26 protein-coding genes are annotated in these 26,658 nt (G+C 32.3%); 15 read left to right on the plus strand and 11 right to left on the minus strand.

Going from position 1 to position 26,658, the window contains the following annotated elements:
* Positions 1-74: 74 nt before the first annotated feature.
* Together HB672_RS13495 and HB672_RS13500 are read right to left on the minus strand one after the other, a co-directional pair.
* Positions 75-1,448, minus strand: a complete 1,374-nt coding sequence (locus tag HB672_RS13495; protein ID WP_167770047.1) for a M20/M25/M40 family metallo-hydrolase — start codon at positions 1,446-1,448, stop codon at positions 75-77.
* A gap of 193 nt (positions 1,449-1,641) precedes the next feature.
* Positions 1,642-2,520, minus strand: a complete 879-nt coding sequence (locus HB672_RS13500; RefSeq protein WP_167770048.1) for a PPK2 family polyphosphate kinase — start codon at positions 2,518-2,520, stop codon at positions 1,642-1,644.
* A gap of 63 nt (positions 2,521-2,583) precedes the next feature.
* Here HB672_RS13500 and HB672_RS13505 point away from each other — a divergent pair, with 63 nt between their 5' ends.
* Positions 2,584-3,795 (plus strand): hypothetical protein, encoded by a 1,212-nt coding sequence (locus HB672_RS13505; protein ID WP_167770049.1) that lies wholly within the window; start codon positions 2,584-2,586, stop codon positions 3,793-3,795.
* Positions 3,796-3,897: 102 nt separating this feature from the next.
* On the plus strand, positions 3,898-4,626 hold the full coding sequence (locus HB672_RS13510; RefSeq protein WP_167770050.1) for a hypothetical protein: 729 nt from the start codon (positions 3,898-3,900) through the stop codon (positions 4,624-4,626).
* A 57-nt stretch (positions 4,627-4,683) separates the two neighbouring features.
* Here HB672_RS13510 and HB672_RS13515 read toward each other — a convergent pair whose 3' ends face one another.
* From HB672_RS13515 to HB672_RS13540, 6 genes are all read right to left on the minus strand, one after another.
* Positions 4,684-5,847, minus strand: a complete 1,164-nt coding sequence (locus HB672_RS13515; protein ID WP_167770051.1) for a sigma-54 dependent transcriptional regulator — start codon at positions 5,845-5,847, stop codon at positions 4,684-4,686.
* Positions 5,848-5,856: 9 nt separating this feature from the next.
* Positions 5,857-6,684 carry a mechanosensitive ion channel domain-containing protein gene (locus HB672_RS13520; protein WP_167770052.1) on the minus strand — a complete coding sequence of 276 codons (828 nt, stop codon included), beginning with the start codon at positions 6,682-6,684 and terminating at the stop codon, positions 5,857-5,859.
* Positions 6,685-6,687: 3 nt separating this feature from the next.
* The gene (locus tag HB672_RS13525) at positions 6,688-8,001 is read right to left on the minus strand and encodes an ABC transporter permease (RefSeq protein WP_167770053.1); all 1,314 of its coding nucleotides are present in this window, start codon (positions 7,999-8,001) and stop codon (positions 6,688-6,690) included.
* Between the two features lie 2 nt (positions 8,002-8,003).
* Positions 8,004-8,930 (minus strand): ATP-binding cassette domain-containing protein, encoded by a 927-nt coding sequence (locus HB672_RS13530; protein WP_167770054.1) that lies wholly within the window; start codon positions 8,928-8,930, stop codon positions 8,004-8,006.
* 281 nt (positions 8,931-9,211) lie between these two features.
* Positions 9,212-10,330, minus strand: a complete 1,119-nt coding sequence (gene dnaJ / locus HB672_RS13535; protein WP_167770055.1) for a molecular chaperone DnaJ — start codon at positions 10,328-10,330, stop codon at positions 9,212-9,214.
* 4 nt (positions 10,331-10,334) lie between these two features.
* Positions 10,335-10,871: a nucleotide exchange factor GrpE gene (locus HB672_RS13540; RefSeq protein ID WP_167770056.1), complete on the minus strand. Its 537-nt coding sequence runs from the start codon at positions 10,869-10,871 to the stop codon at positions 10,335-10,337.
* Positions 10,872-11,038: 167 nt separating this feature from the next.
* On the opposite strand from HB672_RS13540, the gene HB672_RS13545 reads away from it, so the two are divergent.
* Together HB672_RS13545 and HB672_RS13550 are read left to right on the plus strand one after the other, a co-directional pair.
* Positions 11,039-11,677 (plus strand): YceI family protein, encoded by a 639-nt coding sequence (locus HB672_RS13545; protein ID WP_167770057.1) that lies wholly within the window; start codon positions 11,039-11,041, stop codon positions 11,675-11,677.
* Between the two features lie 152 nt (positions 11,678-11,829).
* Positions 11,830-12,231, plus strand: coding sequence for a hypothetical protein (locus HB672_RS13550; RefSeq protein WP_167770058.1), 402 nt, complete (start codon positions 11,830-11,832; stop codon positions 12,229-12,231).
* A gap of 67 nt (positions 12,232-12,298) precedes the next feature.
* On the opposite strand, the gene HB672_RS13555 is transcribed toward HB672_RS13550, so the two are convergent.
* A complete protein-coding gene (locus HB672_RS13555; RefSeq protein ID WP_167770059.1) occupies positions 12,299-14,932 on the minus strand; it encodes a valine--tRNA ligase in 2,634 nt (877 codons plus the stop codon).
* 185 nt (positions 14,933-15,117) lie between these two features.
* Between HB672_RS13555 and HB672_RS13560 the strand changes: the two genes are divergently transcribed.
* Positions 15,118-15,549, plus strand: a complete 432-nt coding sequence (locus HB672_RS13560) for a DUF1573 domain-containing protein (protein ID WP_167770210.1) — start codon at positions 15,118-15,120, stop codon at positions 15,547-15,549.
* 45 nt (positions 15,550-15,594) lie between these two features.
* Here the strand turns inward: HB672_RS13560 and HB672_RS13565 are convergent, their stop codons facing one another.
* Positions 15,595-16,932 carry an aspartyl protease family protein gene (locus HB672_RS13565; RefSeq protein ID WP_167770060.1) on the minus strand — a complete coding sequence of 446 codons (1,338 nt, stop codon included), beginning with the start codon at positions 16,930-16,932 and terminating at the stop codon, positions 15,595-15,597.
* Positions 16,933-17,057: 125 nt separating this feature from the next.
* On the opposite strand from HB672_RS13565, the gene HB672_RS13570 reads away from it, so the two are divergent.
* The 4 genes from HB672_RS13570 to HB672_RS13585 all read left to right on the plus strand — a co-directional run bounded on the left by HB672_RS13570 (position 17,058) and on the right by HB672_RS13585 (position 20,702).
* Positions 17,058-18,248, plus strand: coding sequence for a pyridoxal phosphate-dependent aminotransferase (locus HB672_RS13570; protein ID WP_167770061.1), 1,191 nt, complete (start codon positions 17,058-17,060; stop codon positions 18,246-18,248).
* Positions 18,248-19,261 carry a UDP-N-acetylmuramate dehydrogenase gene (gene murB, locus HB672_RS13575; RefSeq protein ID WP_167770062.1) on the plus strand — a complete coding sequence of 338 codons (1,014 nt, stop codon included), beginning with the start codon at positions 18,248-18,250 and terminating at the stop codon, positions 19,259-19,261. The genes HB672_RS13570 and murB overlap by 1 nt, the downstream gene beginning before the upstream one ends.
* A 100-nt stretch (positions 19,262-19,361) precedes the next feature.
* A complete protein-coding gene (locus tag HB672_RS13580) occupies positions 19,362-19,892 on the plus strand; it encodes a sigma-70 family RNA polymerase sigma factor (protein ID WP_167770063.1) in 531 nt (176 codons plus the stop codon).
* Between the two features lie 12 nt (positions 19,893-19,904).
* A complete protein-coding gene (locus HB672_RS13585) occupies positions 19,905-20,702 on the plus strand; it encodes an anti-sigma factor (protein ID WP_167770064.1) in 798 nt (265 codons plus the stop codon).
* Positions 20,703-20,767: 65 nt separating this feature from the next.
* On the opposite strand, the gene HB672_RS13590 is transcribed toward HB672_RS13585, so the two are convergent.
* Positions 20,768-21,469 (minus strand): MIP family channel protein, encoded by a 702-nt coding sequence (locus HB672_RS13590; protein ID WP_167770065.1) that lies wholly within the window; start codon positions 21,467-21,469, stop codon positions 20,768-20,770.
* A 149-nt stretch (positions 21,470-21,618) separates the two neighbouring features.
* Here HB672_RS13590 and HB672_RS13595 point away from each other — a divergent pair, with 149 nt between their 5' ends.
* From HB672_RS13595 to gap, 6 genes are read left to right on the plus strand one after another with little or no spacing between them, the layout of a single operon-like run.
* Complete coding sequence (locus tag HB672_RS13595) at positions 21,619-21,822, plus strand: membrane or secreted protein (protein WP_167770066.1); 204 nt, start codon at positions 21,619-21,621, stop codon at positions 21,820-21,822.
* 6 nt (positions 21,823-21,828) lie between these two features.
* On the plus strand, positions 21,829-22,938 hold the full coding sequence (locus tag HB672_RS13600; RefSeq protein ID WP_167770067.1) for a glycosyltransferase: 1,110 nt from the start codon (positions 21,829-21,831) through the stop codon (positions 22,936-22,938).
* Positions 22,929-23,480 (plus strand): sigma-70 family RNA polymerase sigma factor, encoded by a 552-nt coding sequence (locus HB672_RS13605; RefSeq protein WP_167770068.1) that lies wholly within the window; start codon positions 22,929-22,931, stop codon positions 23,478-23,480. Before HB672_RS13600 ends, HB672_RS13605 begins: the two co-directional genes overlap by 10 nt.
* Positions 23,477-24,706, plus strand: coding sequence for an Nramp family divalent metal transporter (locus tag HB672_RS13610; protein ID WP_167770069.1), 1,230 nt, complete (start codon positions 23,477-23,479; stop codon positions 24,704-24,706). Before HB672_RS13605 ends, HB672_RS13610 begins: the two co-directional genes overlap by 4 nt.
* Positions 24,707-24,757: 51 nt before the next feature.
* Positions 24,758-25,627 carry a lipoyl synthase gene (gene lipA / locus HB672_RS13615; RefSeq protein WP_167770070.1) on the plus strand — a complete coding sequence of 290 codons (870 nt, stop codon included), beginning with the start codon at positions 24,758-24,760 and terminating at the stop codon, positions 25,625-25,627.
* A gap of 2 nt (positions 25,628-25,629) precedes the next feature.
* Positions 25,630-26,625: a type I glyceraldehyde-3-phosphate dehydrogenase gene (gene gap, locus HB672_RS13620; protein WP_167770071.1), complete on the plus strand. Its 996-nt coding sequence runs from the start codon at positions 25,630-25,632 to the stop codon at positions 26,623-26,625.
* Positions 26,626-26,658: the final 33 nt, after the last annotated feature.

The following is a 26,658-nucleotide window of genomic DNA, read 5'->3' on the forward strand; positions in this document are numbered from 1 at the left end:
AGACATCTATCACATAAATGTCAATAATCACAAAAAAATTATGATTTGACTTATTAGTCGTATTAATTAGCTTTTCATTTCACACCATACTTATCATATAAATAAACCAAAGCAGTCATAGTAGCTGCACCAAGCTCTAATTCTCTTTTATTGACAGCATCAAAAGTATCATTTGCTGCATGGTGATAATCAAAATAACGCTGTGTATCTGGGCGAAGTCCAGCCAACACCACATTTCCATCTTTTAATGGTCCAATATCTGCACCACTACCTCCTTTAACAAAAGAATGGACTAAATAAGGCTCAAATAGATGCTTCCAACTTAATACTTGATTAAACTCATTATTGCTACAATCAAAAGAAAATCCCCTAGGTGTAAAACCTCCAGAGTCACTCTCTAAAGCAAATATGTGATTTTCTCCTTTTTGTTTAGCTACTTCAGCGTATTTTCTCCCTCCTCTTAAACCATTTTCTTCATTCATAAAAAGCACCACTCTTATTGTTCGTTTTGGTCGTATTCCTGATTCCTTTAAAAGCCTTAGCACATCCATAGATTGCGTGCAACCTGCTCCATCGTCATGAGAACCATCTCCTAAATCCCATGAATCTAAATGACCTCCAACAACAATTATTTCTTTAGGAAATTCACTTCCAGTTATTTCACCAATAACATTATGTGATTGAACATCTGGTAATTGTTTACAGTTTTGTTTGAAATAAAATTTTACATCTTCATCTAACTTAATCATACTACTTAACAATTCTGCATGATTGGTACTAATTGCAGCAGCCGGAATTCGCTGATTAATTGGTGTATCTCCATAATTAGTCCCTCCAGTATGCGGAAAATCGTCAAGACGCAAATTCATAGACCTTACAATAACTCCAACAGCTCCATATTTAGTTGCTTCTTTAGCACCAGAACCTCGTTGGTCAACACAACCTCCATAAGCATTAAAAGTATTGATATGTGTTTCGTCCATTGGTCTATTAAAAAACACTATTTTTCCTTCTAGTTTTTCACGACCAAGAGTTTCGAGTTCATCAAGACTATGTACTTCAACAACATTTGCTTTAATACCAAGTGCAGGCGTAGCAACCGAGCCTCCTAAAGCGCAAATATTCACATTGATTGTTTCTCCTGGCATTGTTTCGATGTATGCATACTCAGCAGCACCTCTTACCCATTTTGGTACCATTACTGGTTGTAACCAAACTTTATCTAATCCCAACTTATCGAGTTCTTCTTTAGTCCATTGCACTGCTCTTTCTGCATTTAGCGACCCAGATAATCTTCCTCCTATTTGATTTGATAAATGGTCTAGCCATTCATAGCTTTTTCCGTTAGAAAGTGATGTATCGAAAATCTTCTTAAAGACTTCTTCATCTGTTTGGGAATAAGCATTGATTGACATTAGGAATACAAAAAATATAAATACTTGTTTCATCTGTTAATTGTTTTATGTTTTTAAATATACTATTAATAGACTTATTGAATAACAAAGAATCTATAAAAAAATCCAGCCTAAGCTGGATTTTAAGAATAACTGTAAAAATTAACGTCTTAATATTAAAAAATCACACAATCAAGACGTTATCCCTATATTTAAGACTCTAATAGAGCAGAAAAGTTTAAACCTTTTACTCATTTTCTAATTGTTCCTTGTACAAATTAAAATTTGCCTTTACTTCATCATCTAATTCTGGCTCTTTAATATCTTTATACGTTTGCAATGTTTCCAATAATATTTTAGCAACAATATATCTCGCTGTAGGTTTATCATCTGCAGGAATTGTATACCAAGGTGCATGCGGTTTAGATGTTCTATTTATGGCATCTTCATAACATGCAAAATACTTATCCCATAGCTTACGCTCTTTTAAATCACCGGGAGAAAATTTCCAGTTTTTTTCCTGTTTGTTAAGCCTTCTCAGTAGTCTATTTTTTTGCTCTTGTTTTGAGAGATTTAAAAAGAACTTAAATATGATTGTACCATTATCTGTTATATGTTTTTCAAAATTGTTTATTTGCTCAAAGCGCTTGTTCCAGAAATCGTCATTAATATCATCAATAGAGTTAACTGAGGGAATATTTTCTCCAAATATGTACTCTGGATGTACTCTAGTTACCAATACGTTCTCATAATGTGTTCTATTAAAAATTCCAAATTTTCCTCTTTCAGGTAAAGCAATGTAATGCCTCCAAATATAGTCGTGTGACAACTCTTTTGGGGTTGGCACCTTAAAACTATGAACAATAACACCTCGCGTATTAAAATCTTTAAAAACCTCACGAATCATACTATCCTTACCAGCAGTATCCATGCCTTGAATACAAATAAGCACTGCGTATTTACCATGAGCATACATGGTATCCTGTAGCTTCCCTAGTTTTTTTCGAACCTTTTTAAGCTCTTTTTCGGTTGTTTTGCTATCCTCTTCTAAACTGTAGATAGTTGACCTATCTGATAGATTAATTTTTTCAGAAACTTTAAATTCGTTAATATCAATAGATTTCATATAAGATTAATTTTTTCTAAATATAGCGAAGATTTTGTAGTTTTATAGTTACTAAATCCTTGCATGAAGAATATTACATTTATTACTTTTCTGCTTTATATTTTTTGTGCAACAGTATATTCCCAGGAAATATATTCTAGCGACGTTACATTAAAAAATGGTATTTCAAAACCTAGCGTATTATCAACACATCCTTTTGGAATCTTTTTTTCTAGAATTCAAGGTAATTTTAAAATTCATCCTACAAAAAAAACTCAATTAAAAATAAATTTAGAAAGCGGAAATGTTTGGGGTACTCAAATAAAAACTTACATACCTAACAATATTGAAGTTAGAAATGAAGTAAGGAATCATCAATGGCATCAAGCACAATATTTTTTTGATGAAGAAACCCTTGACGCAAAATCTTATGAATTACAAATAGATGGAGTAATTAAAGGGCTAAGACTTAAAACGTCTCTTAATTTAGGAAATAAGCAGGAACTTAATATTGGTCTCAGATTATTTATGTTATCTAAAGGGGAAGCTCCATTTTCTATTTTAACCAGTGATAGATTTATTGAAAATTTTCACAAAAAAATAGCTGGTGGATCTGATCCTTTTGATAGAAAAGTCTTTGGTTATAATAAAGCTTTAATTAAGTATACTGATAGAAATGGTAACACTTTAGAATTAAACAATAATGGTTTGTTTGTCGGTGGATTAGAAACTTCATATTACTATTACCCAAGCAGTTTAGTTTCTAAAACATATTCAATGAATTTTGGGGCTCATTTAGGCTATAACCTTTCATCATATAATAATTCGTTAGATTTTGGTTTATCGACTAATGCAATTAAAGTTATACCTATAAATAAAAATCAATATTTTCAAATAGGTTTAGAAATTGGGTTTTTGCGAAAAGAACTTGTTAGCTTTAGTAAAAACAATGTCGATTTTGGAACTAATAATTACCTCGGAAATATAGAAAGTATTATTGAATACAACATCATTTCAAAAGGAAATACCACACATTCTATAGGCTTAGACTATTATTTACAAACTAGTCTAAATAGAAGAGACGAATTAGAATATGCTATTCCAATAAGACATCCTGATGCACATAAATCTTGGGGACATGGTGTAACCAATTTGTATAGAAATAATAACTACTGGTCACTACTTTACTCTATTACTAAAAAAACATCTTTAACATTCTATCTACAGCAAGATTTTGAAGTCAACAACAACCCAGATATTCAAACTGGCATAAGTTTTACCTTCAATTTAAAGTAATCACGACGCAACACTTCATCGATAAAATGCATAAAAAATACGTCTAATAGCATTTTTTTATTACATTAGTCCCTACCTACTTAACATATTAACCCAAATGCCATGAAAAAAAACTACTTATTTTTTCTGTTATCCTTAGTGTTTTTATATTCAAATTCACAGAATAAATGTGAAGATGCCCATTCGGATGTTATTTATGCTTATTCGCATGTAAAATCTGCATATGACTCAAATAATATCTCTCATTTAAAAGATTATTCTTATCGCTCTACTGATGCCTTTAATCGTGCCAAAAAAATATTGAATGACTGTGGTTGTGAAACTTCATATAATTATGCTTTTGATGCTTCAGAATTGTTAAGTAAAGTTGAGAATACTAAAACATTTGAAGATGGTCGCTTTTATGTCAAACGTGCTCGTGACATTGCCAAAAAAGTTATTAATGAATTGGAAATATGCACAAAGTTAACTCAAGAAGATGAATCACTTGCCGAATTGGAAAATGATAGACTCAAACTTCAGCAACAGCAAATTGAGTTAAGTTTAAAAGAGGAAAAAATAAAACAAAAATTAGCTGAAAAAGAAGCAGCCGAACTTAGGCTAAAAAAGGAACAACTCATTATAAAAAATGATATGGTTTTAACTTCTAATTTAAAAAACTTTAATGCTATTTTAAACGTTTGCGATTGCGATATTGAAATGCCTGAAATAAATTATGAGAAAGAGGCATTACTCTCTAAAGACCTTAAAGAGATTAAGAAAGAATACTTAATAATTTTTAAAAATATGACTAGTAATTATCTAGATAAATTAAACGCATGTAACGATTAATTGTTGTCTGTAAGAGGTCTGAAAAAAGAAACATGAATTAGTTTCAGACCTCTTTTTTTATTTACTGGCAAACATTTTTACGTCTTCCTCACTAACCTCAGCACCTCCAAGTATAATAAGTCTTTCTACTACGTTTCGTAGTTCTCTAATATTCCCTGTCCAATCATACTCTTGAAGTAGTTTTATGGCTTTGGTTGAAAAAGATTTTTTTGAAATACCTTGTTCATTTGCAATTTTTGATGAGAAATACTCGATAAGCAAAGGTATATCTTCTCTCCTATCGTTTAATGCAGGAACTTTTATTAAAATAACAGCCAATCTATGGTATAAATCTTCTCTAAATTTTCCTTCTTCAATTTCTTTACTAAGGTCTTTATTTGTAGCTGCTACTACTCTCACATTCACTTTTATATCCTTATCACTACCAACCCTTTGAATACGACTTTCTTGTAATGCTCTTAAAACTTTAGCTTGGGCTGACAAGCTCATATCACCTATTTCATCAAGAAAAATGGTGCCTCCATTTGCTGCTTCAAACTTTCCTGCTCTATCTTTATTAGCACTGGTAAAAGCGCCTTTTACATGTCCAAATAATTCACTTTCTATAAGTTCACTGGGGATAGCTGCACAATTCACCTCTATCATTGGTCCTTTTGAGCGTTCACTTTTTTGGTGTAACCAATGTGCCACCAATTCTTTTCCAGTTCCGTTAGGCCCAGTAATTAGCACACGAGCATCAGTTTGCGACACCTTGTCTATCATGTCTTTAATTTGTGAAATTGCTTCGCTCTCACCAACCATTTCGTAGTTTTTACTAACTTTTTTCTTTAAAAGTTTGTTCTCAACTACAAGTTCTTTTCGGTCAAGCGCATTTCTGACAGTATTTAATAGGCGGTTTAAATCTGGTGGCTTAGAAATATAGTCAAAAGCTCCAAGACGCATAGTGTTTACTGCAGTATCTAAATCACCATGACCAGAAATCATCACCACAGGAATCTCTGGTTTAATCTTTTTAATAGCTTCTAGAACTTCTACACCATCCATTTTTGGCATCTTAATATCGCAAAGCACTAAGTCGTAATCTTCTTTTTTTATTTTTTCTATGCCTATTAATCCATCTTCAGCTTCATCCACATTATAGGCATCACTTTCTTCAGAAAGTATTTTTGTAAGGACTCTTCTAATTGCTGCTTCGTCTTCTATTACTAGTATTTGTGGCATATAATCTTTTTAATTATTGTATAAATGAACGTCTCTTTGTGGAAACGGTATTGTTATATTATTTTCTTTGAACAGTCTATTAATTTCAAAACGAATGTCACTTTGCGGCAATACCGCTTCAAAACTATTATTTAACGTAAAAATAAGTTTGAAATTTAGTGAGCTGTCACCAAAATTCATGAATAAAACTAAAGGAGGTGGATGCTTCATTACTTTAGGATGTGTTTTAGCTGCTTGTAGCAGCAGCTCTTTAACTAAGTCTACATCACTACCATAGGCTACTCCAACACTAACACTTTCTCGTGTTTTAGTCCCATTTTCAGTCCAATTATAAAGTATTGAAGTTAAATATTTATGATTTGGGATTACCAACACTTTATTGTCTATGGTCACTGCTCTTGTTGTTCTTAATTTTATCTCCACCACTCTACCAACTTTTCCATCAATTTCTATAATATCACCAACGTGAACCGATTGGTCGAGTAAAATAAAAATACCAGAAATAATATCCTGAAAAAAAGTTTGCAGTGCCAAACCAATACCAACTAAAAGCGCCGCAGAAGCTGCTAAAATAGCTGACATTTGTACACCCATATTTTGCATGGTAATAAAAACTACCACTAGATAAATAAAGTACCTAGCAAAGGAGAATACAGACGTAAATTTTAGTTTGTCTTCTTCAGGCAGTTTTCTAGTTAAAAGCTTTTTTATTCCTCTTAATATAATAGCAGTAAGAATAAAAACTGCTATAACAACCAAAACCATTTTAACAGTTAAATGACCTGAATCACCTATCTTAATAATCTCATAATTTAAAAAATCACTAAGCTTTTCCATTTACTAATACTTCAACCATTTATAGAGTTCTTTGTAGCTAGGTTTTTTTCCATACATTAAAATACCTACACGGTATATTTTGGCAGCAAACCAAACTGTAAACATAAATGTACCAATTAAAATTAATACTGAGACCACTTGTTGCCATATTGGGACTCCAAATGGAATACGCATAAGCATTACCACAGGAGACGTAAGCGGAATAAATGAAAAAACCGTAGATACTGTACCATGGGGATCTTCTATAACTGTAAATATACCAACATAAACCGCTAAAATTAAAGGCATTAAAATTGGAAGCATAAATTGTTGTGTATCTGTTTCGTTATCAACAGCTGCACCAATAGCAGCATATAATGAGCTGTACAACAAATAACCTCCAATAAAAAATAACAAAAACATTATCACTAAATTGGTTAATGGTAAGTTATAAATGGAGCTTATAAGGCTTTGAATTTTCATATCGGCACCTTGAGTTTCCATAGTTTGTTGCATTAGCTCTTGTTGTGGCGCTTGCATTTCTGTCATGTTTATCCCAAAAATGGCTGAAACTACCATCATTAAAACACCTCCAAGAATAATCCAAATAATAAACTGTGTAATTCCCGCTAACGACGTTCCAATAATTTTTCCTAGCATTAATTGTACTGGTTTTACAGAAGAAATTATAACTTCTATAATTCTGCTTGTTTTTTCTTCAATCACACTACGCATAATCATATTTCCATAAATTATGATAAACATGAACAGCATATAACCTGCAAATCCACCAAAAATGAGTTTTACAACATTATCTATTTTAGATGATTTTTCGCCTAGGAAACTTTCTTGAGCAATGCTAATTCTAGCTTCTGATGATTTTAATTTATCAATATCTACACCTTGCTCCTGCAGTTTTAAATCTGTAAATTTTCTTTCAAGCTTACTTTCTAAACCTTCCATTAAGGTTATTGAAGGCGTGTCTTTTGAATAAAATTTAATATCATCCAGCACATCGTCAATACTTTCACCTTTAGAAATATGAAGCAAACCATATTGCTCTTTTTCTTCAACTTGCTTTTTAGCATCATCTATTGAAACATCATTTAAAATCACATAATTTGTGTTCTCTGTACTTTTAAATATACTTTCCACCATTCCAGATTCATCAAGTATTGAAATAGTTCTTTGCTTGCTATTATTAAGTTGTGACAAATAAGCAACAACTGCAATAAGCGCAATCATGATTATTGGGCTTAAAATAGTCATGATTATGAACGATTTGTTTCTAACCTTAGTTAAATACTCTCGCTTTATAATTAATGGTAAATGGTTCATAATTAACTATTCTTAACGGTTTGAATAAATATATCGCTTGCAGTTGGTACTAACTCATTAAAATGATTTACTTCTGCTTTTGAAGTTAAAAATCGTAGCAAGTCGTTTGAAGTATCATTATCATTAAGCTTAATATTTAATTTTAAATCGTCGTTTAATGATTTAAAATCTGCTTTTGAAACGTCAAACTTTTCTTTTATTAAATTGGTTAGATCGACTTCATTATTAGTTACCAAACCAACCTCAAAAGTGTTGGTCTTAAACTCTCTTTTAATATCTTGGAGCTTACCATCCAATATTTTATTAGATTCATGGATTAAAGCAATATGGTCACATAATTCTTCTACCGATTCCATTCGATGTGTAGAAAAAATAACAGTTGCGCCTTCATCTCTTAGTTGTAAAATTTCATCTTTTATCAAATTTGCATTTATAGGGTCGAAACCCGAAAAAGGCTCATCGAAAATCAATAATTTAGGTTGATGTAAAACGGTTACCACAAACTGTATTTTTTGCGCCATCCCTTTGGACAATTCTTGAATTTTTTTATTCCACCAATCTCCAATTTCTAATTTATCAAACCAATATTTTAAACGTTTCTTTGCCTCACTTTTACTCAAACCTTTTAATTGAGCGAGATACAACGCTTGCTCACCTACCTTCATGGATTTGTACAAACCACGTTCTTCTGGCAAGTAACCAATATCCCTAATATGATGAGATTGTAAAGGTTGACCATCTAACATAACACTACCAGAATCTGGCATTGTAATTTGATTAATTACCCTAATTAAAGTAGTCTTTCCAGCACCGTTGGGTCCTAACAAACCAAAAATACTTCCTTTTGGAACCTCGATAGAAACATTATTTAATGCAGTAAATTTCCCGAAGTTTTTAGAAACCGAATTGGCCACTAATAAGTTATTCATTTAATTTCTTTTAGTGTTTTAATAAGTGTGGTAAAGATATTAAATGTTACAAGAACTTATCCTTTTTTTAAAAATAGAATTGTATAAAAACAAAACCCACCCTTAAAAAATTTAAGGATGGGAAAAATTGCTATGAAAAAGAAAAATTACCACTAAAATTCATTAGTGGTAAATCAAATATACATTTTTTTCTTAAATAATTCTTAAAATAGAACATTATCTTAAACAATGCTCCAAATAGAAAGAAATATATTACAAGTTTAAAAAATTGATGTTACAGGTTAAGAAAACATGTCTTTTACCTTTTCAAAAAAAGACCTATCAGTACTTTCTGGTTTAGGACTAAAATGTTCATCATCTCGCATGTTCTCAAAAAACTCCTTTTGCTGTTTGCTTAGTGTTTTAGGTGTCCAAACATTAATGTGCACTAATAAATCGCCTTTACCATAGCCGTTAATACTTGGGATTCCTTTACCTCTTAAACGTAATATTTTTCCAGACTGGACTCCAGCTTCAACTTTAATTCTAACTTTTCCTGTAACAGTATCGATTTCTTTGGAAGTTCCTAAAACTGCATCAGGATAGCTTATATATAAATCGTAATGCAAATTATCGCCTTCGCGTTGCAAGGTTGGATGGTCTTCTTCGGTAATTGCTACCAATAAATCACCAGAAATTCCATTTCCAGGCGCTTCATTACCTTTTCCCGATACTTTTAATTGCATTCCATCTACCACTCCAGCTGGAATTTTAATAGACACTGTTTCTTCTGCTACTTCTAATCCTTGAGCATCTGCTCCAGCAGGTCTATTATCTAAAGTTTGACCTGCTCCTCCACACACATTACAAGGTGCAGACGTTTGCATTCTTCCTAAAATAGTATTAGTCACTCTAGTAACTTGACCAGAACCTTGACAGGTTGGACAGGTTTTATAAGTCGTCCCTTTAGCTTGCTTTTTTCGTTTTACTTTTACCTTCTTCTCAACACCATTTGCAATTTCCTCAAGCGTTAATTTTACTCTAATGCGTAAGTTACTTCCTTTTACAACACGTTGTCTTTGACCTCCAAATCCTGAAAACCCGCCTCCACCTCCAAAAGCGCCTCCAAAAATATCACCAAATTGACTAAAGATATCGTCCATATTCATACCTCCACCACCAAAGCCTCCAGTTCCATCAAAGGCTTGATGCCCAAATTGGTCATAACGTGCTTTTTTATCGGCATCACTTAAAACTTCATAAGCTTCAGCAGCTAATTTGAATTTTTCTTCGGCTTCTTTATCGTCTGGATTCTTATCAGGATGATATTTTAAAGCTTGTTTTCGGTATGCCTTTTTTATTTCAGCAGCCGACGCTCCTTTACTTAATCCTAATATTTCGTAATAGTCTTGCTTTGCCATAAATTTATTGTCCTATAACCACTTTTGGAAAACGAATTACTTTATCTCCTAAAGCATATCCTTTTTCGATTACATCTATAATTTTACCTTTAAGGTCTTTACTTGGTGCTGGTATTTGAGTAACCGCTTCATGGTTATCGGCATTAAATACATCGCCTTGCGCTACTTTAATTTGCGACAAGCCTTTTTGCTCTAAAGTATTGAGTAGTTTTTGATAAATCAATAATACGCCTTTACGTAGTTCTTCGGCTTCTTTATCTTCATCAATATGTGTTAATGCACGCTCAAAATCGTCAAGTATTGGTAGCATCGATACCATAACATCTTCACTCGCTGTTTTAAATAACTCTATACGCTCTTTGGCTGTACGCCTTTTATAATTTTCGAACTCAGCAAACAAACGCAAAAATTTGTCTTTTTCAGACTTTAATTCTTGTAACTGTTCTTCAACAGTTTGTTGTGGAGCTTCCTCAACTTGCGCTTCCTGTTGGGCATCTATTTGCTCTTCTGCCACATCTTCTTTTTTACTTTTCTTGCTCATGTTTTTTTAGCTAAAGTTTTAAAAAAATCATTACTTAATAACAGTTGGCAAAAGTACTGCCATTATTATTAAAATGTCAAAATGTCACAAAATATTTTCACAACTTTTTAACTATTCTGATTTTATGAATTAGTATTTTTGCTAAAACACTTTAAAAAACAACAACTATGAACAAACCTGTTTTAAAAATTTTTACAATTTTAATGTTGACTATAGCTTTTGCAAGCTGTAAAGACAAAGCTGATGAAGCAAAAACCACTGAAGCTACTGAGGCTACTGAAGCTCAAGCAACATCTACTAAATACATGGCTAATCCAGCAAATACATTAATCGAATGGGCTGGATATAAACCTACTGGAGAACATTTTGGAACCATCATGCTAGAATCAGGAGTATTTACAGTTAATGATAATAAAATTGAAAGCGGAACATTCATTATTAACATGTCTTCGATAAAGGATTATGATGGTAGCGCAAGGTTAGAAGGCCATTTAAAAAGCGCTGATTTTTTTGACGTAGAAAACCATCCAAGTGCAGCTTTTGAAGTAACAGGTTTTGAAGAGGTTGAAGGAAAAATGATGCTTTCTGGAAATTTAGCTTTAAAAGGAAAGAAAAATAACGTTACATTTCCTGTGACTTTAAGTGAAAAAGATGACATTTTTACTATTACAAGTGAGAAGTTTATCATAGATCGTTCTAAATGGGATGTGAAATATGGCTCTAAATCGTTCTTTGATAATTTAGGAGACAAATTTATTAATGATGATATTGAATTAAAGATTGTTGTTAACGCAAAGAAGTCTTAATACTATAACCTTTAATTTAAAAAAAGCCACTCATTCCTAAATATCGAAAGAGTGGCTTTTTTACATGCATTAAGTTAAAACTATCTTAAGTATTGTTTACTTTTAAACATTAAGTAGTATTTTCATTATTAAACATATAGTATATTTTTAGCATGAAACACTTTATTTTAATAATTGCTCTTTTTTTAAGCTCGCTAAGTTTTGCACAGGTTGATGATAGGCTAACTACTATTGAATTTGTGGAAGTTGTTAACAACAATAAAGCAGAAGCTCTATTCTATTTCCAAAACAATTGGAAAGTGTTACGCGATAAAGCCATAAAGAAAAACTACATACACTCTTACCAGCTTCTTGAAACTCCTGCGAGTGATGACGCCTCTTTTCAAATCATGTTATTAACAACCTACCAAAACAAAACTCAATATGACCAACGGGAAGAACACTTTCAAGAACTGATTAAAGAAAGTGGTGGCCTAAAATTATTAAATAATAAAAAGCCAGTAGAATTCCGTAAAAGTTTGTTTAGCAAAGACATGGTAAGACATTGGAACTAAAACAACTCTTGACTTTTTAAGAAAAAAAAAGAAAAAAAAAAGAAAAAAACGACCTTCGTTTAACTGCTTAATTCAAACTAGCCAAACTCGCTTTAATCGTTTCAATTTTTGCCAAAGCATCTGCTTCTTTTTTCTTTTCACTCGCAACAACCTGTTCTGGTGCTCCAGCAACAAAGCGCTCATTAGAAAGCTTCTTTTGTACCGATTTTAAAAAGCCCTCGGTATAATTAAGTTCTTCTGTAAGTTTTGCTTTTTCAACTTCAACATCAATACTTCCTTGCATTGGGACAAAATACTCATTAGATTTTGCTCTAAAGGTTAATGCGCCATCAATTGCAGTATCTGTATAATTTAATGCAGAAATATTACCGAGTTTACTTATTACCACATCAAAGTTAGTAGCTGCTTTTCCATTATTCAATATAAACAGTTCAATTGCATCCTTAAACGGAATGTTTTTTTGCTTTCTAATAGTACGAATACCCGAAATAACATCCGATGCAAAATCAAACTCTTTGATTATTTTACTATTTACAGATTCTTTCTCTGGCCATGTAGCAACGATTAATGCTTCATCTGGAGAACGCTTAGCAATAAGCTGCCAAATTTCTTCCGTTAAGAAAGGCATAAATGGATGCAATATTTTTAAGTTATTCTCTAAAATAGCAATTATAGCATCAAATGTTGTTTTATCAATTGGTTGTTGGTAAGCTGGTTTAACCATCTCTAACAACCACGAACAGAAATCGTTCCAGATAAGTTTATATGTTTCCATTAAAGCATCACTTAAGCGATACTTACTAAAGTGATCCTCTATTAAAGCTAGGGTCTGTTGGAACTTATTTTGATACCAATCAATAGCTATTTTAGCGTATTCTGGTTGTTCGATATCTGCTACTTCCCAACCATCAATTAACCTAAAAGCATTCCAAATTTTGTTAGCAAAAGCTTTTCCTTGTTGGCACTTTTCTTCGTCAAATAATAAATCGTTTCCAGCTCCTGAGCTTAAAAGCAACATGCCTATTCTTACACCATCTGCTCCATAAGTTTCAATAAGTTTTAAAGCATCTGGTGAATTTCCCAGCTGCTTAGACATTTTACGCCCTTGCTTATCACGCACAATTCCTGTAAAATAAACATTATTGAAGGGCTTTTCGTTTTTATACTCGTAACCAGAAATAATCATTCGTGCTACCCAAAAGAAAATAATATCTGGACCTGTTACCAAGTCGTTTGTTGGGTAGTAATAATTTATGTCTTTATTATCAGGATTTCTAATACCATCAAACACACTTATTGGCCATAACCAAGATGAGAACCAAGTATCTAAAGCATCTGAGTCTTGAACTAAGTCGTTTATAGAAAGTGCTTTGTTTCCAGATTTTTCTTGTGCAAATTTAAGAGCTTCTTCTTTAGACTCGGCAACTACAAAATCTTCCTGACCATCTCCAAAGTAATAGGCTGGAATTTGTTGTCCCCAAAGTAATTGACGAGAAATATTCCAATCACGAATATTTGTCATCCAATGTCTATAGGTATTTTCAATTTTCTTTGGAAAAAACTTAATGTCACCTGTTTCTAAAACTGCCGAAATTGCAGGTTTTACAAGATTTTCCATTTTTAAGAACCATTGATCGCTTAAACGTGGTTCTATAATGGCTTTTGTACGTTCCGAAATACCAATTCTATTGTTGTAATCTTCAACTTTTATTAAACAACCTAAGTTTTCTAATTCCTTAACAATCTCTTTTCTTGCTTCAAAACGATCTTCACCTTCATAATGCAAACCATAACTGTTAAGTGTGGCATCATCATTAAAAATATCTATGACTTCAAGGTTGTGCTTATCACCTATTTCCTTATCGTTTACATCATGAGCAGGTGTAATTTTTAAGCATCCTGTTCCAAATTCAATATCAACATAATAATCCTCAATTATAGGAATTTCTCTATTACAAATAGGCACAATTACTTTTTTGCCTTTAAGATGGGTATACCTTTCATCGTTTGGGTTAATACAAATTGCTGTATCGCCTAAGATTGTTTCTGGGCGTGTTGTAGCAATAGTAACAACATCGCTAGAGTCTTTTATTTTATAAGCAACGTGATATAGTTTTCCTTGTTTTTCAATATATTCAACTTCTTCATCGGACAACGTTGTTTTAGCTTCAGGATCCCAGTTTACCATTCGGTAACCGCGATAAATCAGTCCTTTATTAAACAAATCCACAAAAACTTTGATAACGCTTTCGCTCATATCGTCATCCATCGTGAATTTTGTCCGATCCCAATCGCAGGAACATCCTAATTTTTTAAGCTGCTCCAGAATAACGCCTCCATATTCATGGGTCCAATTCCAAGCATGCTTTAAAAACTCATCACGTGATAAATTATTTTTATCTATTCCTTGTTGCTTTAACTTAGCCACAACTTTAGCTTCAGTAGCAATAGATGCGTGATCTGTACCAGGAACCCAACAGGCATTTTTACCTAATAAACGTGCACGACGAATCAATACATCTTGTAACGTATTATTGAGCATGTGTCCCATGTGTAAAATTCCAGTAACATTTGGAGGAGGAATTACTATAGTATAAGGCTCTCTTTTATCTGGTTCTGAATGAAAATAATTATGTTTCATCCAGTAATCGTACCACTTATTTTCTACATTATTTGCATCAAAATGCGATGGTATAGACATACTTTGGAATAATTTTTGAATACTAATGTGCAAAAGTAGGTATATTTTGTTTTCTGCGAAATTAAAATGACTTAATAATGACCTTAACGATAGGTTGAATGCATAATCAAGAGTGCATTACGTCTAATAATTTTGTAGAATGATGAAAATGTATGTATGTTTACAATGATTAAAAACCTAAAATGATGAAAAAATTAGTAATCTTATTATTTGTTGGAATGATTGGTTTTGCAGTATCTGCTCAGGATAAAGTAGCAAAAATCAAGTTTAAAACTGAGACCATTGACTATGGTACAATTGAAAAAGGTGCTGATGGTGTTCGTGTTTTTGAATTTACAAATACAGGTGATGCTCCTTTGGTTATAACCAAAGTTAAGTCTACATGTGGTTGTACAGTACCAAAAAAACCTGAAGCTCCAATTATGCCTGGAGATACTGGTGAAATTGAAGTTAAATACGACACAAAACGATTAGGTGTTATTATGAAAACCATATTAGTTACTTCTAATGCTGAAACATCAAGCGTTGCTTTAAAAATTAAAGGGAAAGTTATTGACCCAAGTAAGAGTAGTGTGTTGGAGAAAAAAAGTAAAAGTGTTTTAGAACAAACACAATAAAATATTAAAAGATTTATTAAAATCCTCCATATGGAGGATTTTTTTTTAGAATAAACTTTCTAGTTGAAATTGAAATTTCATTTGAACTCCATTTCTATCAATAATCATTTTTATACGCCTACCATTATGTCCGTAAAATAGCTGGGTTACTTGTTGTATAGAATAAAGATGAGCATCTTTGTTATTAACACTTAAGATAATATCATTTAGCCTTAAACCCGCTCTTTCAGCTGGGGAGCCTTTTCGCAACTCAACAATTGAAAATGATGGCGCCAATGCGTATTTGTAAGATTTAGAAAAGTCAATAAAATTCCCTCCAGCACTGTTATTAGTTGTTCCATATGGCATTTTAACTTGACTTGAATTTAACTCCTTTACAACTCTAACACCGCTATGTTCAAGAGAAATACCACTCTTATTATAATTAAAAGGGTCTTTAAATTTACTGTTTTTACGCAAGGTTATTTTCTTGTTTTTATAATCAAATATTACATTGAACCGCTTTAATATTTCCCCTCCCAAACTTCCATTTCTTTCTTTAAACTTTCTGGCAAAACTAACGGAGGTCGAATCTGGAAAAGCAGTATTTACTTCCTCTAAAGAAAAACTACCAATAGAAAAACTATAAACTTTTGAGCGTTTACCATAAACACTTCCGCTTAACCCTCTACCTAAAAAATCTATAAAAAACTTCTTTGGAACATTAATATTTTTTTTTTCATCATTAAATAACCATAATGCATCACTTCCTCCACTATCAATTAAAAGTTTTACTGGAATGGGTTTGTCATTTTTTCCCACTATAACACTTCCATCAATAAATGGCTTTTTACCTGAAAAATCTAAATTAAATGTTTCACATTTTTTACATTTTTTAGCTTTATAAAACTCTGGAGCATAAAAAGTTATATTTTTTTTGGAATAATTAATTTCTACTATAAAATCTTTTAATAAGTCATAACCTATAATACCATGTATAGGTATCCCAAGTTGTGGTGTAAAGTTTAATGAAGGATCAAAAATGGCAAATACATCCTGGGTGATATTAACAGCATCACCAATTTTAAAAACATTGTCTTTTGACCTAAGAGCTTCTACAGAATCTCCTTCTCCTAAACCTCTTAAAAAGATTTGTTCCGTTTTGTTTATTTTAAGTTCGCTAGATAAATTAACAAAATTGAATATAATTGCTTTACTAACTCCTGTGTCCAACAAAAAAGACAATGGGACACCATTAACCTCAACAGGAATAACTACAAGGTTATTTATTAGTTTAAAGCTAACCTTATCTTTATCACTATCTTGTAGTACAAACTTACCTTGCGTATAAGCAGATAAGGTCAATACGAATAGTATTGAAAAAATTAAACACCTCTTTTTCATGCAATTAATTATAGGCTAACAACAATTTACAAATCTTTTTATAAAATACTTTCTAAAGCAGCATTTTTTAAATAAACTTTAGGATTATTTTTTGCAACTTTGTAATTCTATTAAACAACTATAAAATGCCAACTATATCTAACAAAGGAAAAGCAATGCCACAATCACCAATTAGAAAATTGGTGCCATTTGCTGAAAATGCTTATAAACAAGGTAAAACAGTTTACCATTTAAATATTGGACAACCAGATATTAAAACACCACAGGTAGCTTTAGATGCTGTGAAAGTACACTCTTTGGATATTTTAGCTTATACACGTTCTGAAGGTTCTGAAGGCTACAGAACTAAAATAGCCGATTATTATGCTAAAAATGACATCTATATAAACCATGATGACATTATAGTGACCACTGGAGGAAGCGAAGCTTTACTTTTTGCCTTTGGAAGCATCATGGATACTGACGACGAAATCATTATACCCGAGCCTTTTTATGCCAACTATAATGGCTTTTCTACTGCTTCAGGAGTAAAAGTTGTTCCTGTAATTTCTAAAATTGAAGATAATTTTGCCTTGCCTCCAATTGAGGAGTTTGAAAAACTTATCACACCAAAAACAAAAGCAATTTTAATTTGCAACCCTGGAAACCCAACAGGTTATCTATATTCTAAAGAAGAAATTAAAAAACTAGCTTCAATAGTAAAAAAATATGATTTATTTTTAATTGCAGACGAAGTGTATCGTGAATTTGCTTATGATGGTGCTAAGCACTATTCTATTTTACAAGGAAACGATCTTGACCAACATGCAATTATAATTGACTCTGTTTCTAAGCGCTATAGTATGTGTGGCGCAAGAATTGGTTGCATGGTGTCAAAAAACAAAGAAGTAATACAAACAGCATTAAAATTTGCACAAGCACGTTTGTCTCCTCCAACATTGGCTCAAATTGCTAGTGAAGCAGCTCTGGCAACACCACAAAGCTATTTTGATGAAGTTATAACCGAATATGTTGAAAGACGTAACACACTTATTGAAGAATTACAAAAAATAGATGGTGTTAAAGTAGCCAAACCAAAAGGTGCTTTTTATTGCATTGCAGAATTACCAATAAATGATGCCGACGCTTTTGCACAATGGTTGCTTGAAAAATTTGATGTTAATGGAGAAACTGTTATGGTTGCTCCTGCTGCTGGATTTTACTCAACACCTGGAGTTGGACTTAACCAAATAAGAATTGCTTACGTATTAAATAAAGAGAGTTTAGTTAAAGCTGTAAATATTTTAAAAGAAGCACTAAAGGTTTATAAAGATTAGTGAATATTCAAAAAAACATATCTCTAAAACCTTATAATACCTTTGGCATTAATGTTTTTGCAAAACAATTTATGTCAATAAATAGTATTGAAGAGTTGCAAGAAGTTTTAAAGTCGGAAGACTACTCAAACACATTTATTTTAGGTGGTGGTAGCAATATGCTACTCACAAAAGATATTGACAAATTTGTACTTCATATTAATTTAAAAGGCATTGACGTAGTTTTTGAAACAGCATCTACAGTTCTCGTTAAAGCGAATGCTGGCGAAAATTGGCATGAATTTGTCCTTTGGTGTATTGATAATGATTTTGGTGGTATTGAAAATTTGTCACTAATACCAGGAAATGTTGGTACTGCTCCTATTCAAAATATTGGTGCTTATGGTGTGGAGTTAAAAGATGTTTTTGAGTCTTGCGAAGCTTTACACATGGCATCTGGTGAAATAAAAATGTTTACAAAAGAAGATTGCCAATTTGATTACAGAAATTCTGTATTTAAAAATGAGCTTAAAGGTCAATACATTATTTTGAATGTAACCTTTAAACTTACCACTCAAAATCATGCTATTAAAACCGATTATGGTGCGATAGGCAATGAATTAGAAAAACAAAACATTACAAAACCAACCGTAAAAGATATCTCTAAGGCTGTTATTGCAATAAGGTCATCTAAACTTCCAGACCCAAAAGAAATTGGAAATAGCGGGAGTTTTTTTAAAAACCCAATAATTCCAAAAACACAGTTTGACACACTTAAACAAAATTTCCCTAAAATACCAAGTTATAGCGTTTCGGAGGAGTTAGTTAAAATTCCTGCAGGATGGTTAATAGAACATGCTGGTTTTAAAGGTAAAAAGTTTAATAATTATGGTGTTCATAAAAATCAAGCATTAGTTTTGGTAAATTATGGAAATGCTAATGGAAATGACATTTTAAACCTATCTAAACTCATTCAAAAAACTATAAAACGTATTTTTGACATTAATTTAGAAGCTGAAGTAAATATTTTTTAACATTTAGCGTTACTCTCATTAAAGTTTCAAGAAATCAATTTACCTTTTTAATTAATCAGTATAATTGCTATCTTGTTTTAAATATATTATATAACCCAATTTGGTTTCACAATTAGAACTACATATTGTTAGTCTTTTAAAGGAAGGAGATAAAAGAGCCATTCCTATTATTTATGAGAATTATTCAGGTTCCTTACTTGGTGTGATTCAAAAAATAATAAAGGATGAAGCCATGGCGCAGGACGTTCTTCAAGAAACGTTCATAAAAGTTTGGAAGTACGCAAAAAAATATGACGAAAAAAAAGCCAAATTGTTTACTTGGTTATATCGTATTGCAAGAAACACTGCTATTGATAAATTACGAAGTCACAATCTAAAATTTGAAAAAGAAATCCAAATAGCCGATTCTAACGTATATAAGATATCAACAGCAGGATTAAATCAAGACGCAATTGATTTACAAAAGCATGTTGCAACATTGGATGTAAAGTACCAGATAGTGTTAAAAGCCTTATTTTTTGAGGGCATGACACAACAGGAAGCAAGTGATGAGCTCGATATTCCGTTAGGTACAATAAAGTCCAGATTAAAAATTGGATTAAGAGAGTTAAAAAAAATCTATAGTCCATAAATTATTACAGTCATGGAAAAAAAAGTACAAAAATTTTTAGCATCTGGTTTACTGGATAAGTACTTGATTGGAGCCACTACAGCTTCAGAAACTGTAGCAGTAGAATCATTTATACTTAAACATCCTGAGGTTAAAGAAGAATATGATTTGTTGCAAGAACGACTAGAATTAGCAGCAAAAACTCAAGCTGTTAGACCTCCTTCATATACATTAGATGTTATTTTAGATACCATTAACGAAAAGCCTGTAATTCATTTACAGCCTCAACGTAAAGTATCTGCATGGTTTAGTATAGCTGCAAGTGTTGCTGCACTAATATTTGCTGGAACTGCTTACAAACTATATGATAAAAACCAGGATTTGTTAAACGAGAACAATACTATTGCCGAAGAAATTTTCGACTTAAGAGACGATATTCAAGAAAACAATAGCAAGCTTGATGATGTTATGAGACAATTCATGAAGCTAAACAATCCTGAAACCGAGAAGTATGTATTGAGAGGAAATGATAGAGCTGAAGACTTAAAAACTGTGGCATATATCAACCCTATTGAGAAATCATCTTTGATAGATGTTGTGTCACTTCCAGAAATTTCGCAAGAGCAATCATACCAGTTATGGGCGCAAATGCAAGACAAAATGGTGAATTTAGGTATTCTTGATATTGAAGACCGTAAACTTAAATCGGTACCTTATATTGAGGATGCATTGAGTTTAAATATTACTATTGAGCCTAAAGGAGGGAATAGCAATGCTTCTTTAGAAAATTCAGTAGCCGAAATTTCTTTAAAACAAAAAAACAACAATTAACACTTATAGTACACTTAGTAATAAAAAAGAGCCTTTTTAATATAAAGGCTCTTTTTTATTATGTATTAATTGTCGCTAGTTGCAATTCCGTATTTCCAAATTAATGTACCTAAAATACCACCTGCAATTGGCGCTACTATAAAAAGCCAAAGCTGTTGTAATGCCATTCCTCCAGCAAAAACAGCAGGCCCTAAACTACGAGCAGGATTTACAGAAGTACCTGTGATTGGAATCACTACCATGTGTATTAAAACCAATGTTAAACCAATGGCTAAACCTGCCATTGTTGCATTACCAAGTTTAGACGTAACCGCATGAATTACTATTAAGAAGATAGCTGTAAAAACAAGTTCAGCAATAAATGCTGCTTGCATCGAATAGTTACCTAGGTAACCTTCTCCCCAACCATTGGAACCATAAGCCCATTCACCTGCTTCAAACCCTGATTGTCCATTTAGCAGAGTAGATAATACTAGAATCGCTAAAACAGCTCCAATACACTGTCCAATGACATAACCAACAGTATCTTTTACCGAAAGCTTCCCAGCAACCATCATTCCAACCGAAATAGCTGGATTAATATGGCAGCCAGATATGGGTCCAATGGTATAAGCCATAGCTACTACCGCTAAACCAAAAGCGAGAGAAATTCCTAATAATCCAAGCCCAGAAACAGCTCCAACAGAGCCTCCTGCTATGGCTGCTGCACCACAACCAAATAAGGTGAGGCAAAACGTTCCAAATAATTCTGAAATAATGTTTTTCATAATAGTTAATTTAATTAGTTAGTAACAATAAATATAAGCAATTAAAAATAAGACACTTAACTATAATATTTGTCACATTTAGACACTAACACTTTGTTTTTTATAATAATTTACTAGAATGAATTATCTTTGTACAAACATTTTTATACATGAAACTTCTTTTAATCACATTAGTCTTACTAGGGCTAGCAATTGCTGGAATTGCAATTAAACTTTGGGCAAAAAAAGATGGTGAATTTGCAGGAACTTGCGCGAGCCAAAACCCTATGTTAAATAAAGATGGAGAAGCTTGTGGTTTTTGTGGAAAAACGCCTGACCAATTTAAAGATTGTAATGAAACTGAGCACTCTTAAGCAATAATGATTGTGTTAGATATTTTATTTTACACATTTATTGCTGTTGTTATTATTCAGTTAGGTTTTTATGGTGCTATTTTTTCAAAATTTACTTTTCACACACATCAAAAGCAAAAGCAAAAAAATATTGCTGTTTCGGTTTTAGTTTGTGCAAAAAATGAAGCAGAAAATTTAAAAGAATTTATTCCTCTAATTTTAGAACAAAATTATCCAGCTTTTGAGGTAATTCTTATCAATGACGATTCAAATGATGGCACCTTAGATGTCATGAAGTCTTTTCAGTCATCTCATAATAACATTAAAATAGTAGATGTAAAACCTATTGAAGCTTTCTGGGGAAACAAAAAATACGCCTTAACTCTTGGTATTAAAGCCTCATCAAACAACTTCCTTCTTTTTACTGACGCCGATTGTACACCACTTTCCAATAACTGGATAAAGGAAATGAGTAGCCATTTTACTAACAAAAAAACAATTGTTTTAGGTTATGGTGCTTATAAAAAAACTAAAGGACTACTTAACAAACTTATTCGGTTTGAAACCTTATTAACTGCCATTCAGTATTTTTCTTATGCAAAAATAGGCATGCCGTATATGGCTGTTGGAAGAAATTTAGCCTATAGAAAAGAAACGTTTTTTGAAGCCAAAGGATTTATGAATCACATGAATGTTCGTTCTGGTGATGATGATTTATTTGTTAATCAAGTTGCAAATGCATCAAATACAGCTATTTGCACTACAAAAGATAGCTTTACTGAATCTATTCCTGAAAATTCATTATCTGAATGGTTTAAACAAAAAAAGCGCCATGTTTCAACTGCAAAATATTATAAACCAAAACACAAATTATTTTTAGGATTATTTTATGTATCACAAATCCTTTTTTGGTTGTTAAGCCTGATTTTTTTAGCAACATTATTTAATTGGAAAATAGTTTTAGTGTTATTTCTTCTAAGGTTTATTGTACAATTTTTTGTTATTGGCTTATCTGCCAAAAAATTAAACGAGGAAGACACAATTATCCTACTTCCTTTCCTCGAATTATTTTTAATTGTCTCGCAAATGGCTATCTTTATATCTAATATTACTTCAAAACAAGATCGTTGGAAATAGAAGATGCCATTAAAAAAGCAAAAGAAAACAATCAAATAGCTTTCAATTTTTTGTTAGACACCTTTTGGAATGACGTTTATGGGTTTTTACTAAAACGCACCCAAAATGAAAACGACACAGAAGATATTACCATTCAAACTTTTTCAAGGGCGTTCGATAAAATTGGTACTTACAACGAAAAATATAAGTTTAAAACATGGCTTATTACCATTGCAAAAAACATTCACATAGATTTCCTAAGGGTTAAAAAAGCGTCCATAACAAATGAAAGAGGTCATGACCACGACGAACGCGTTAAAGAAATTATTGATGAAACACCAACCATTGAAGATACTATTATTACTGAGCAAAATTTAGCAAAATTACTTCGTGACATAAAAAAATTAAAACCTCATTATCAAGAAGTTATTAATTTACGATACTTTCAAGAGTTGAGTTATCAAGAAATATCAAATGCACTTAATGAGCCTATGAGTAATGTAAAAGTGAAGTTACTTAGAGCAAAAAAATTATTAGCAGAAATTATTCAGAAGAAAAAATGAAATTAAGTATTAAAAATCTAGGACCTGGATTATTGTTTGCTGGAGCTGCCATTGGCGTTTCACACTTAGTGCAATCAACAAGAGCTGGAGCCGATTTTGGTTTAGGCTTGCTTTGGGCATTACTATTAGTAAACCTATTTAAATATCCATTTTTTCAGTTTGGACCAAGATATGCTTCAGCAACAGGAGAAAGTTTATTAGATGGTTACAAAAAAATGGGCAACGGTATTTTAATAGCCTATTTTATTTTAACGTTTGCTACTATGTTTACAATACAAACAGCAGTAACGATTGTCACAGCAGGATTAGCATCTTCCTTATTTGGCGAACTTGGTTTTGATGCTGAATTTGCCGTAAAAATATGGACTATAATTGTTCTTATTGTTTGTTTAGCATTACTTATTTTTGGAAAATACAAACTACTAGATAGACTAATAAAAATTATTATTATTACCTTATCCATTAGTACAATTGCAGCTGTTATAGTTGCCTTATCAAGTAACCCAGCTCCAATTTCATTTACACAAATATTACCAGAAGGCACTATTGAAATTGGATTTTTAATTGCTTTTATGGGTTGGATGCCAGCACCTTTAGATATTTCGGTTTGGCATTCTCTTTGGGCTATAGAAAAACGAAAAGATGACAAAGAATTTAATGCTAAATCAGCTTTGTTCGATTTTAATGTAGGATATATTGGCACTGTTATTTTAGGCATTTGCTTTGTGTTATTAGGCTGTATAGTAATGTTTGGCTCAGGAGAATCATTTAGTAATGCAGCTGGAGTATTTTCGGGGCAGTTAATAGATATGTATACTTCTAGCTTAGGTGAATGGGCTTATATAATTATTGGCATTGCCGCTTTTACTACTATGTTTAGTACTACACTTACATGTCTAGACGCCTCTCCTCGAGCTATGGATAGAACTATTGAACTCTTATTTAATAGGGACTATAAACTTGGCTACTTAGCTTGGATACTATTATTGGCCATCGGAACTATTAGTATTTTCTTCTTTTTTGATTCAGAAATGGGATTATTGGTGAAAATTGCAACAGTACTCTCGTTTTTAACTGCTCCTTTCTATGCCATTATAAACTATAAGCTTATTAGTAGTAAGTACACCCCTAAAAATGCAAGACCATCATTGAAAATGCACATTTTAAGCTGGTTAGGCATCATTTTTTTAATTGGTTTTAGCATATATTATCTAACAACTTTATAATCTATTTTTAATTCTATACTTTGTATCTTTGCAACCATATTTATTAAAAGCATGAGTACCGAATCAATTACAACTAAACGTCAACCTAAACCAAAGTGGCTTAGAGTTAAATTACCTACAGGAAAAAAGTACACCGAATTAAGAGGGTTGGTTGACAAGTATAAATTAAATACTATTTGCACTTCAGGTAGCTGCCCAAATATGGGTGAATGTTGGGGAGAAGGAACTGCTACTTTTATGATTCTTGGCAACATTTGTACTCGTTCATGTGGTTTTTGTGGTGTAAAAACTGGAAGACCAGAGTCGGTAGATTGGGATGAGCCAGAAAAAGTGGCACGTTCTATCAAAATCATGAACATTAAACATGCTGTTTTGACGAGTGTTGATAGAGATGACTTAAAAGACATGGGAAGCATTATGTGGGCAGAAACTGTAAAAGCAGTAAGACGCATGAATCCAGAAACCACAATGGAGACGTTAATTCCAGATTTTCAAGGAATTGAGCAACATTTAGACAGGATTTTAGAAGTATCTCCTGAAGTTATTTCACATAATATGGAAACTGTTCGTCGTTTAACAAGAGAGGTTCGTATTCAGGCAAAATATGATAGAAGCTTAAGTGTTTTAAAATATTTAAAAGATAACGGACAACGCAGAACTAAGACAGGAATCATGCTTGGATTGGGTGAAGAACGCGAAGAAGTTATAGAAACACTATATGAGTTAAAAGAAGCTAAAGTAGATGTGGTTACTATTGGTCAATATTTACAACCAAGTAAAAAGCATCTTCCTGTGCAACGCTTTGTTACTCCAGATCAATTTCAGGAGTATAAAGAAATAGGTTTAGACCTTGGTTTCCGTCATGTAGAAAGTAGTGCTCTGGTTAGGTCCTCATACAAAGCTCAAAAACACATTAATTAAGCATGATTAATGTTGCTATAAACGGTTTTGGCAGAATCGGAAGACGTGTTTTTAGATTACTACTAAATAACCCTAACATACAAGTAGTTGCAATCAATGACCTAGCTGATAGTAAAACACTTAGCCATCTACTTAAATATGATAGTATTCACGGTGTACTACCAAATACTATATCCTTTGATAATGACAATATTACTATAGACGGTAAAAAAGTAAGTCTACAAAACCATAACTATCCAAAACTTATTAATTGGAAACCTTTTAATATTGATGTTGTTATAGAGGCTACAGGAAAGTTTAAATCTACAACCGATTTAAACCACCACATAAACAATGGTGCTTCAAAAGTCATTTTGTCTGTTCCACCTACTGACGATTCTATAAAAACAGTAGTTTTAGGGGTCAATGACAATATTTTAAGCGAAAATGATAATATCATTTCTAATGCTTCCTGCACGACAAACAATGCTGCCCCAATGATTGACATCATTAATAATTTGTGTGGCATTAAACAAGCATATATCACCACTATACATTCATATACCACAGATCAAAGTTTACACGATCAACCGCATCGTGATTTACGTCGGGCAAGAGCCGCTGGACAATCTATTGTTCCAACAACAACTGGAGCTGCCAAAGCATTGACTAAAATTTTCCCAGATTTATCTGAAGTTATTGGTGGATGCGGTATTAGAGTTCCCGTGGCAAACGGCTCACTTACAGATATAACCTTTAATGTAAAGAAAATTGTAACTGTAAATGAGGTGAATTTGGCATTTAAAAAAGCTGCAGAATCAAACTATAAAGGTGTTTTAGAATATACCAACGACCCGATTGTATCCATTGATATTGTTGGCAATCCTCACTCTTGTATTTTTGACTCCCTCATGACATCTGTTATTGGAAATATGGTAAAAATTATTGGTTGGTACGATAACGAAACTGGATATTCTAGCAGAATTATCGATTTAATTTCCAAATTGGAAAAGAACTAGCTTATCGACCAAATGCATATTTTTTTTCAAAAA

Origin of the sequence: Gaetbulibacter sp. S0825, assembly GCF_011777505.1 — a bacterium.
GTDB lineage: Bacteria > Bacteroidota > Bacteroidia > Flavobacteriales > Flavobacteriaceae > Pontimicrobium.

Bases quoted from the DNA above. Each gene is read 5' to 3' on its own strand.
- HB672_RS13495 (WP_167770047.1), bottom strand. From the start codon at position 1,448: ATGAAACAAGTATTTATATTTTTTGTATTCCTAATGTCAATCAATGCT.
- HB672_RS13500 (WP_167770048.1), bottom strand. From the start codon at position 2,520: ATGAAATCTATTGATATTAACGAATTTAAAGTTTCTGAAAAAATTAAT.
- HB672_RS13505 (WP_167770049.1), top strand. From the start codon at position 2,584: ATGAAGAATATTACATTTATTACTTTTCTGCTTTATATTTTTTGTGCA.
- HB672_RS13510 (WP_167770050.1), top strand. From the start codon at position 3,898: ATGAAAAAAAACTACTTATTTTTTCTGTTATCCTTAGTGTTTTTATAT.
- HB672_RS13515 (WP_167770051.1), bottom strand. From the start codon at position 5,847: ATGCCACAAATACTAGTAATAGAAGACGAAGCAGCAATTAGAAGAGTC.
- HB672_RS13520 (WP_167770052.1), bottom strand. From the start codon at position 6,684: ATGGAAAAGCTTAGTGATTTTTTAAATTATGAGATTATTAAGATAGGT.
- HB672_RS13525 (WP_167770053.1), bottom strand. From the start codon at position 8,001: ATGAACCATTTACCATTAATTATAAAGCGAGAGTATTTAACTAAGGTT.
- HB672_RS13530 (WP_167770054.1), bottom strand. From the start codon at position 8,930: ATGAATAACTTATTAGTGGCCAATTCGGTTTCTAAAAACTTCGGGAAA.
- dnaJ (WP_167770055.1), bottom strand. From the start codon at position 10,330: ATGGCAAAGCAAGACTATTACGAAATATTAGGATTAAGTAAAGGAGCG.
- HB672_RS13540 (WP_167770056.1), bottom strand. From the start codon at position 10,871: ATGAGCAAGAAAAGTAAAAAAGAAGATGTGGCAGAAGAGCAAATAGAT.
- HB672_RS13545 (WP_167770057.1), top strand. From the start codon at position 11,039: ATGAACAAACCTGTTTTAAAAATTTTTACAATTTTAATGTTGACTATA.
- HB672_RS13550 (WP_167770058.1), top strand. From the start codon at position 11,830: ATGAAACACTTTATTTTAATAATTGCTCTTTTTTTAAGCTCGCTAAGT.
- HB672_RS13555 (WP_167770059.1), bottom strand. From the start codon at position 14,932: ATGTCTATACCATCGCATTTTGATGCAAATAATGTAGAAAATAAGTGG.
- HB672_RS13560 (WP_167770210.1), top strand. From the start codon at position 15,118: ATGAAAAAATTAGTAATCTTATTATTTGTTGGAATGATTGGTTTTGCA.
- HB672_RS13565 (WP_167770060.1), bottom strand. From the start codon at position 16,932: ATGAAAAAGAGGTGTTTAATTTTTTCAATACTATTCGTATTGACCTTA.
- HB672_RS13570 (WP_167770061.1), top strand. From the start codon at position 17,058: ATGCCAACTATATCTAACAAAGGAAAAGCAATGCCACAATCACCAATT.
- HB672_RS13585 (WP_167770064.1), top strand. From the start codon at position 19,905: ATGGAAAAAAAAGTACAAAAATTTTTAGCATCTGGTTTACTGGATAAG.
- HB672_RS13590 (WP_167770065.1), bottom strand. From the start codon at position 21,469: ATGAAAAACATTATTTCAGAATTATTTGGAACGTTTTGCCTCACCTTA.
- HB672_RS13595 (WP_167770066.1), top strand. From the start codon at position 21,619: ATGAAACTTCTTTTAATCACATTAGTCTTACTAGGGCTAGCAATTGCT.
- HB672_RS13600 (WP_167770067.1), top strand. From the start codon at position 21,829: ATGATTGTGTTAGATATTTTATTTTACACATTTATTGCTGTTGTTATT.
- HB672_RS13610 (WP_167770069.1), top strand. From the start codon at position 23,477: ATGAAATTAAGTATTAAAAATCTAGGACCTGGATTATTGTTTGCTGGA.
- lipA (WP_167770070.1), top strand. From the start codon at position 24,758: ATGAGTACCGAATCAATTACAACTAAACGTCAACCTAAACCAAAGTGG.
- gap (WP_167770071.1), top strand. From the start codon at position 25,630: ATGATTAATGTTGCTATAAACGGTTTTGGCAGAATCGGAAGACGTGTT.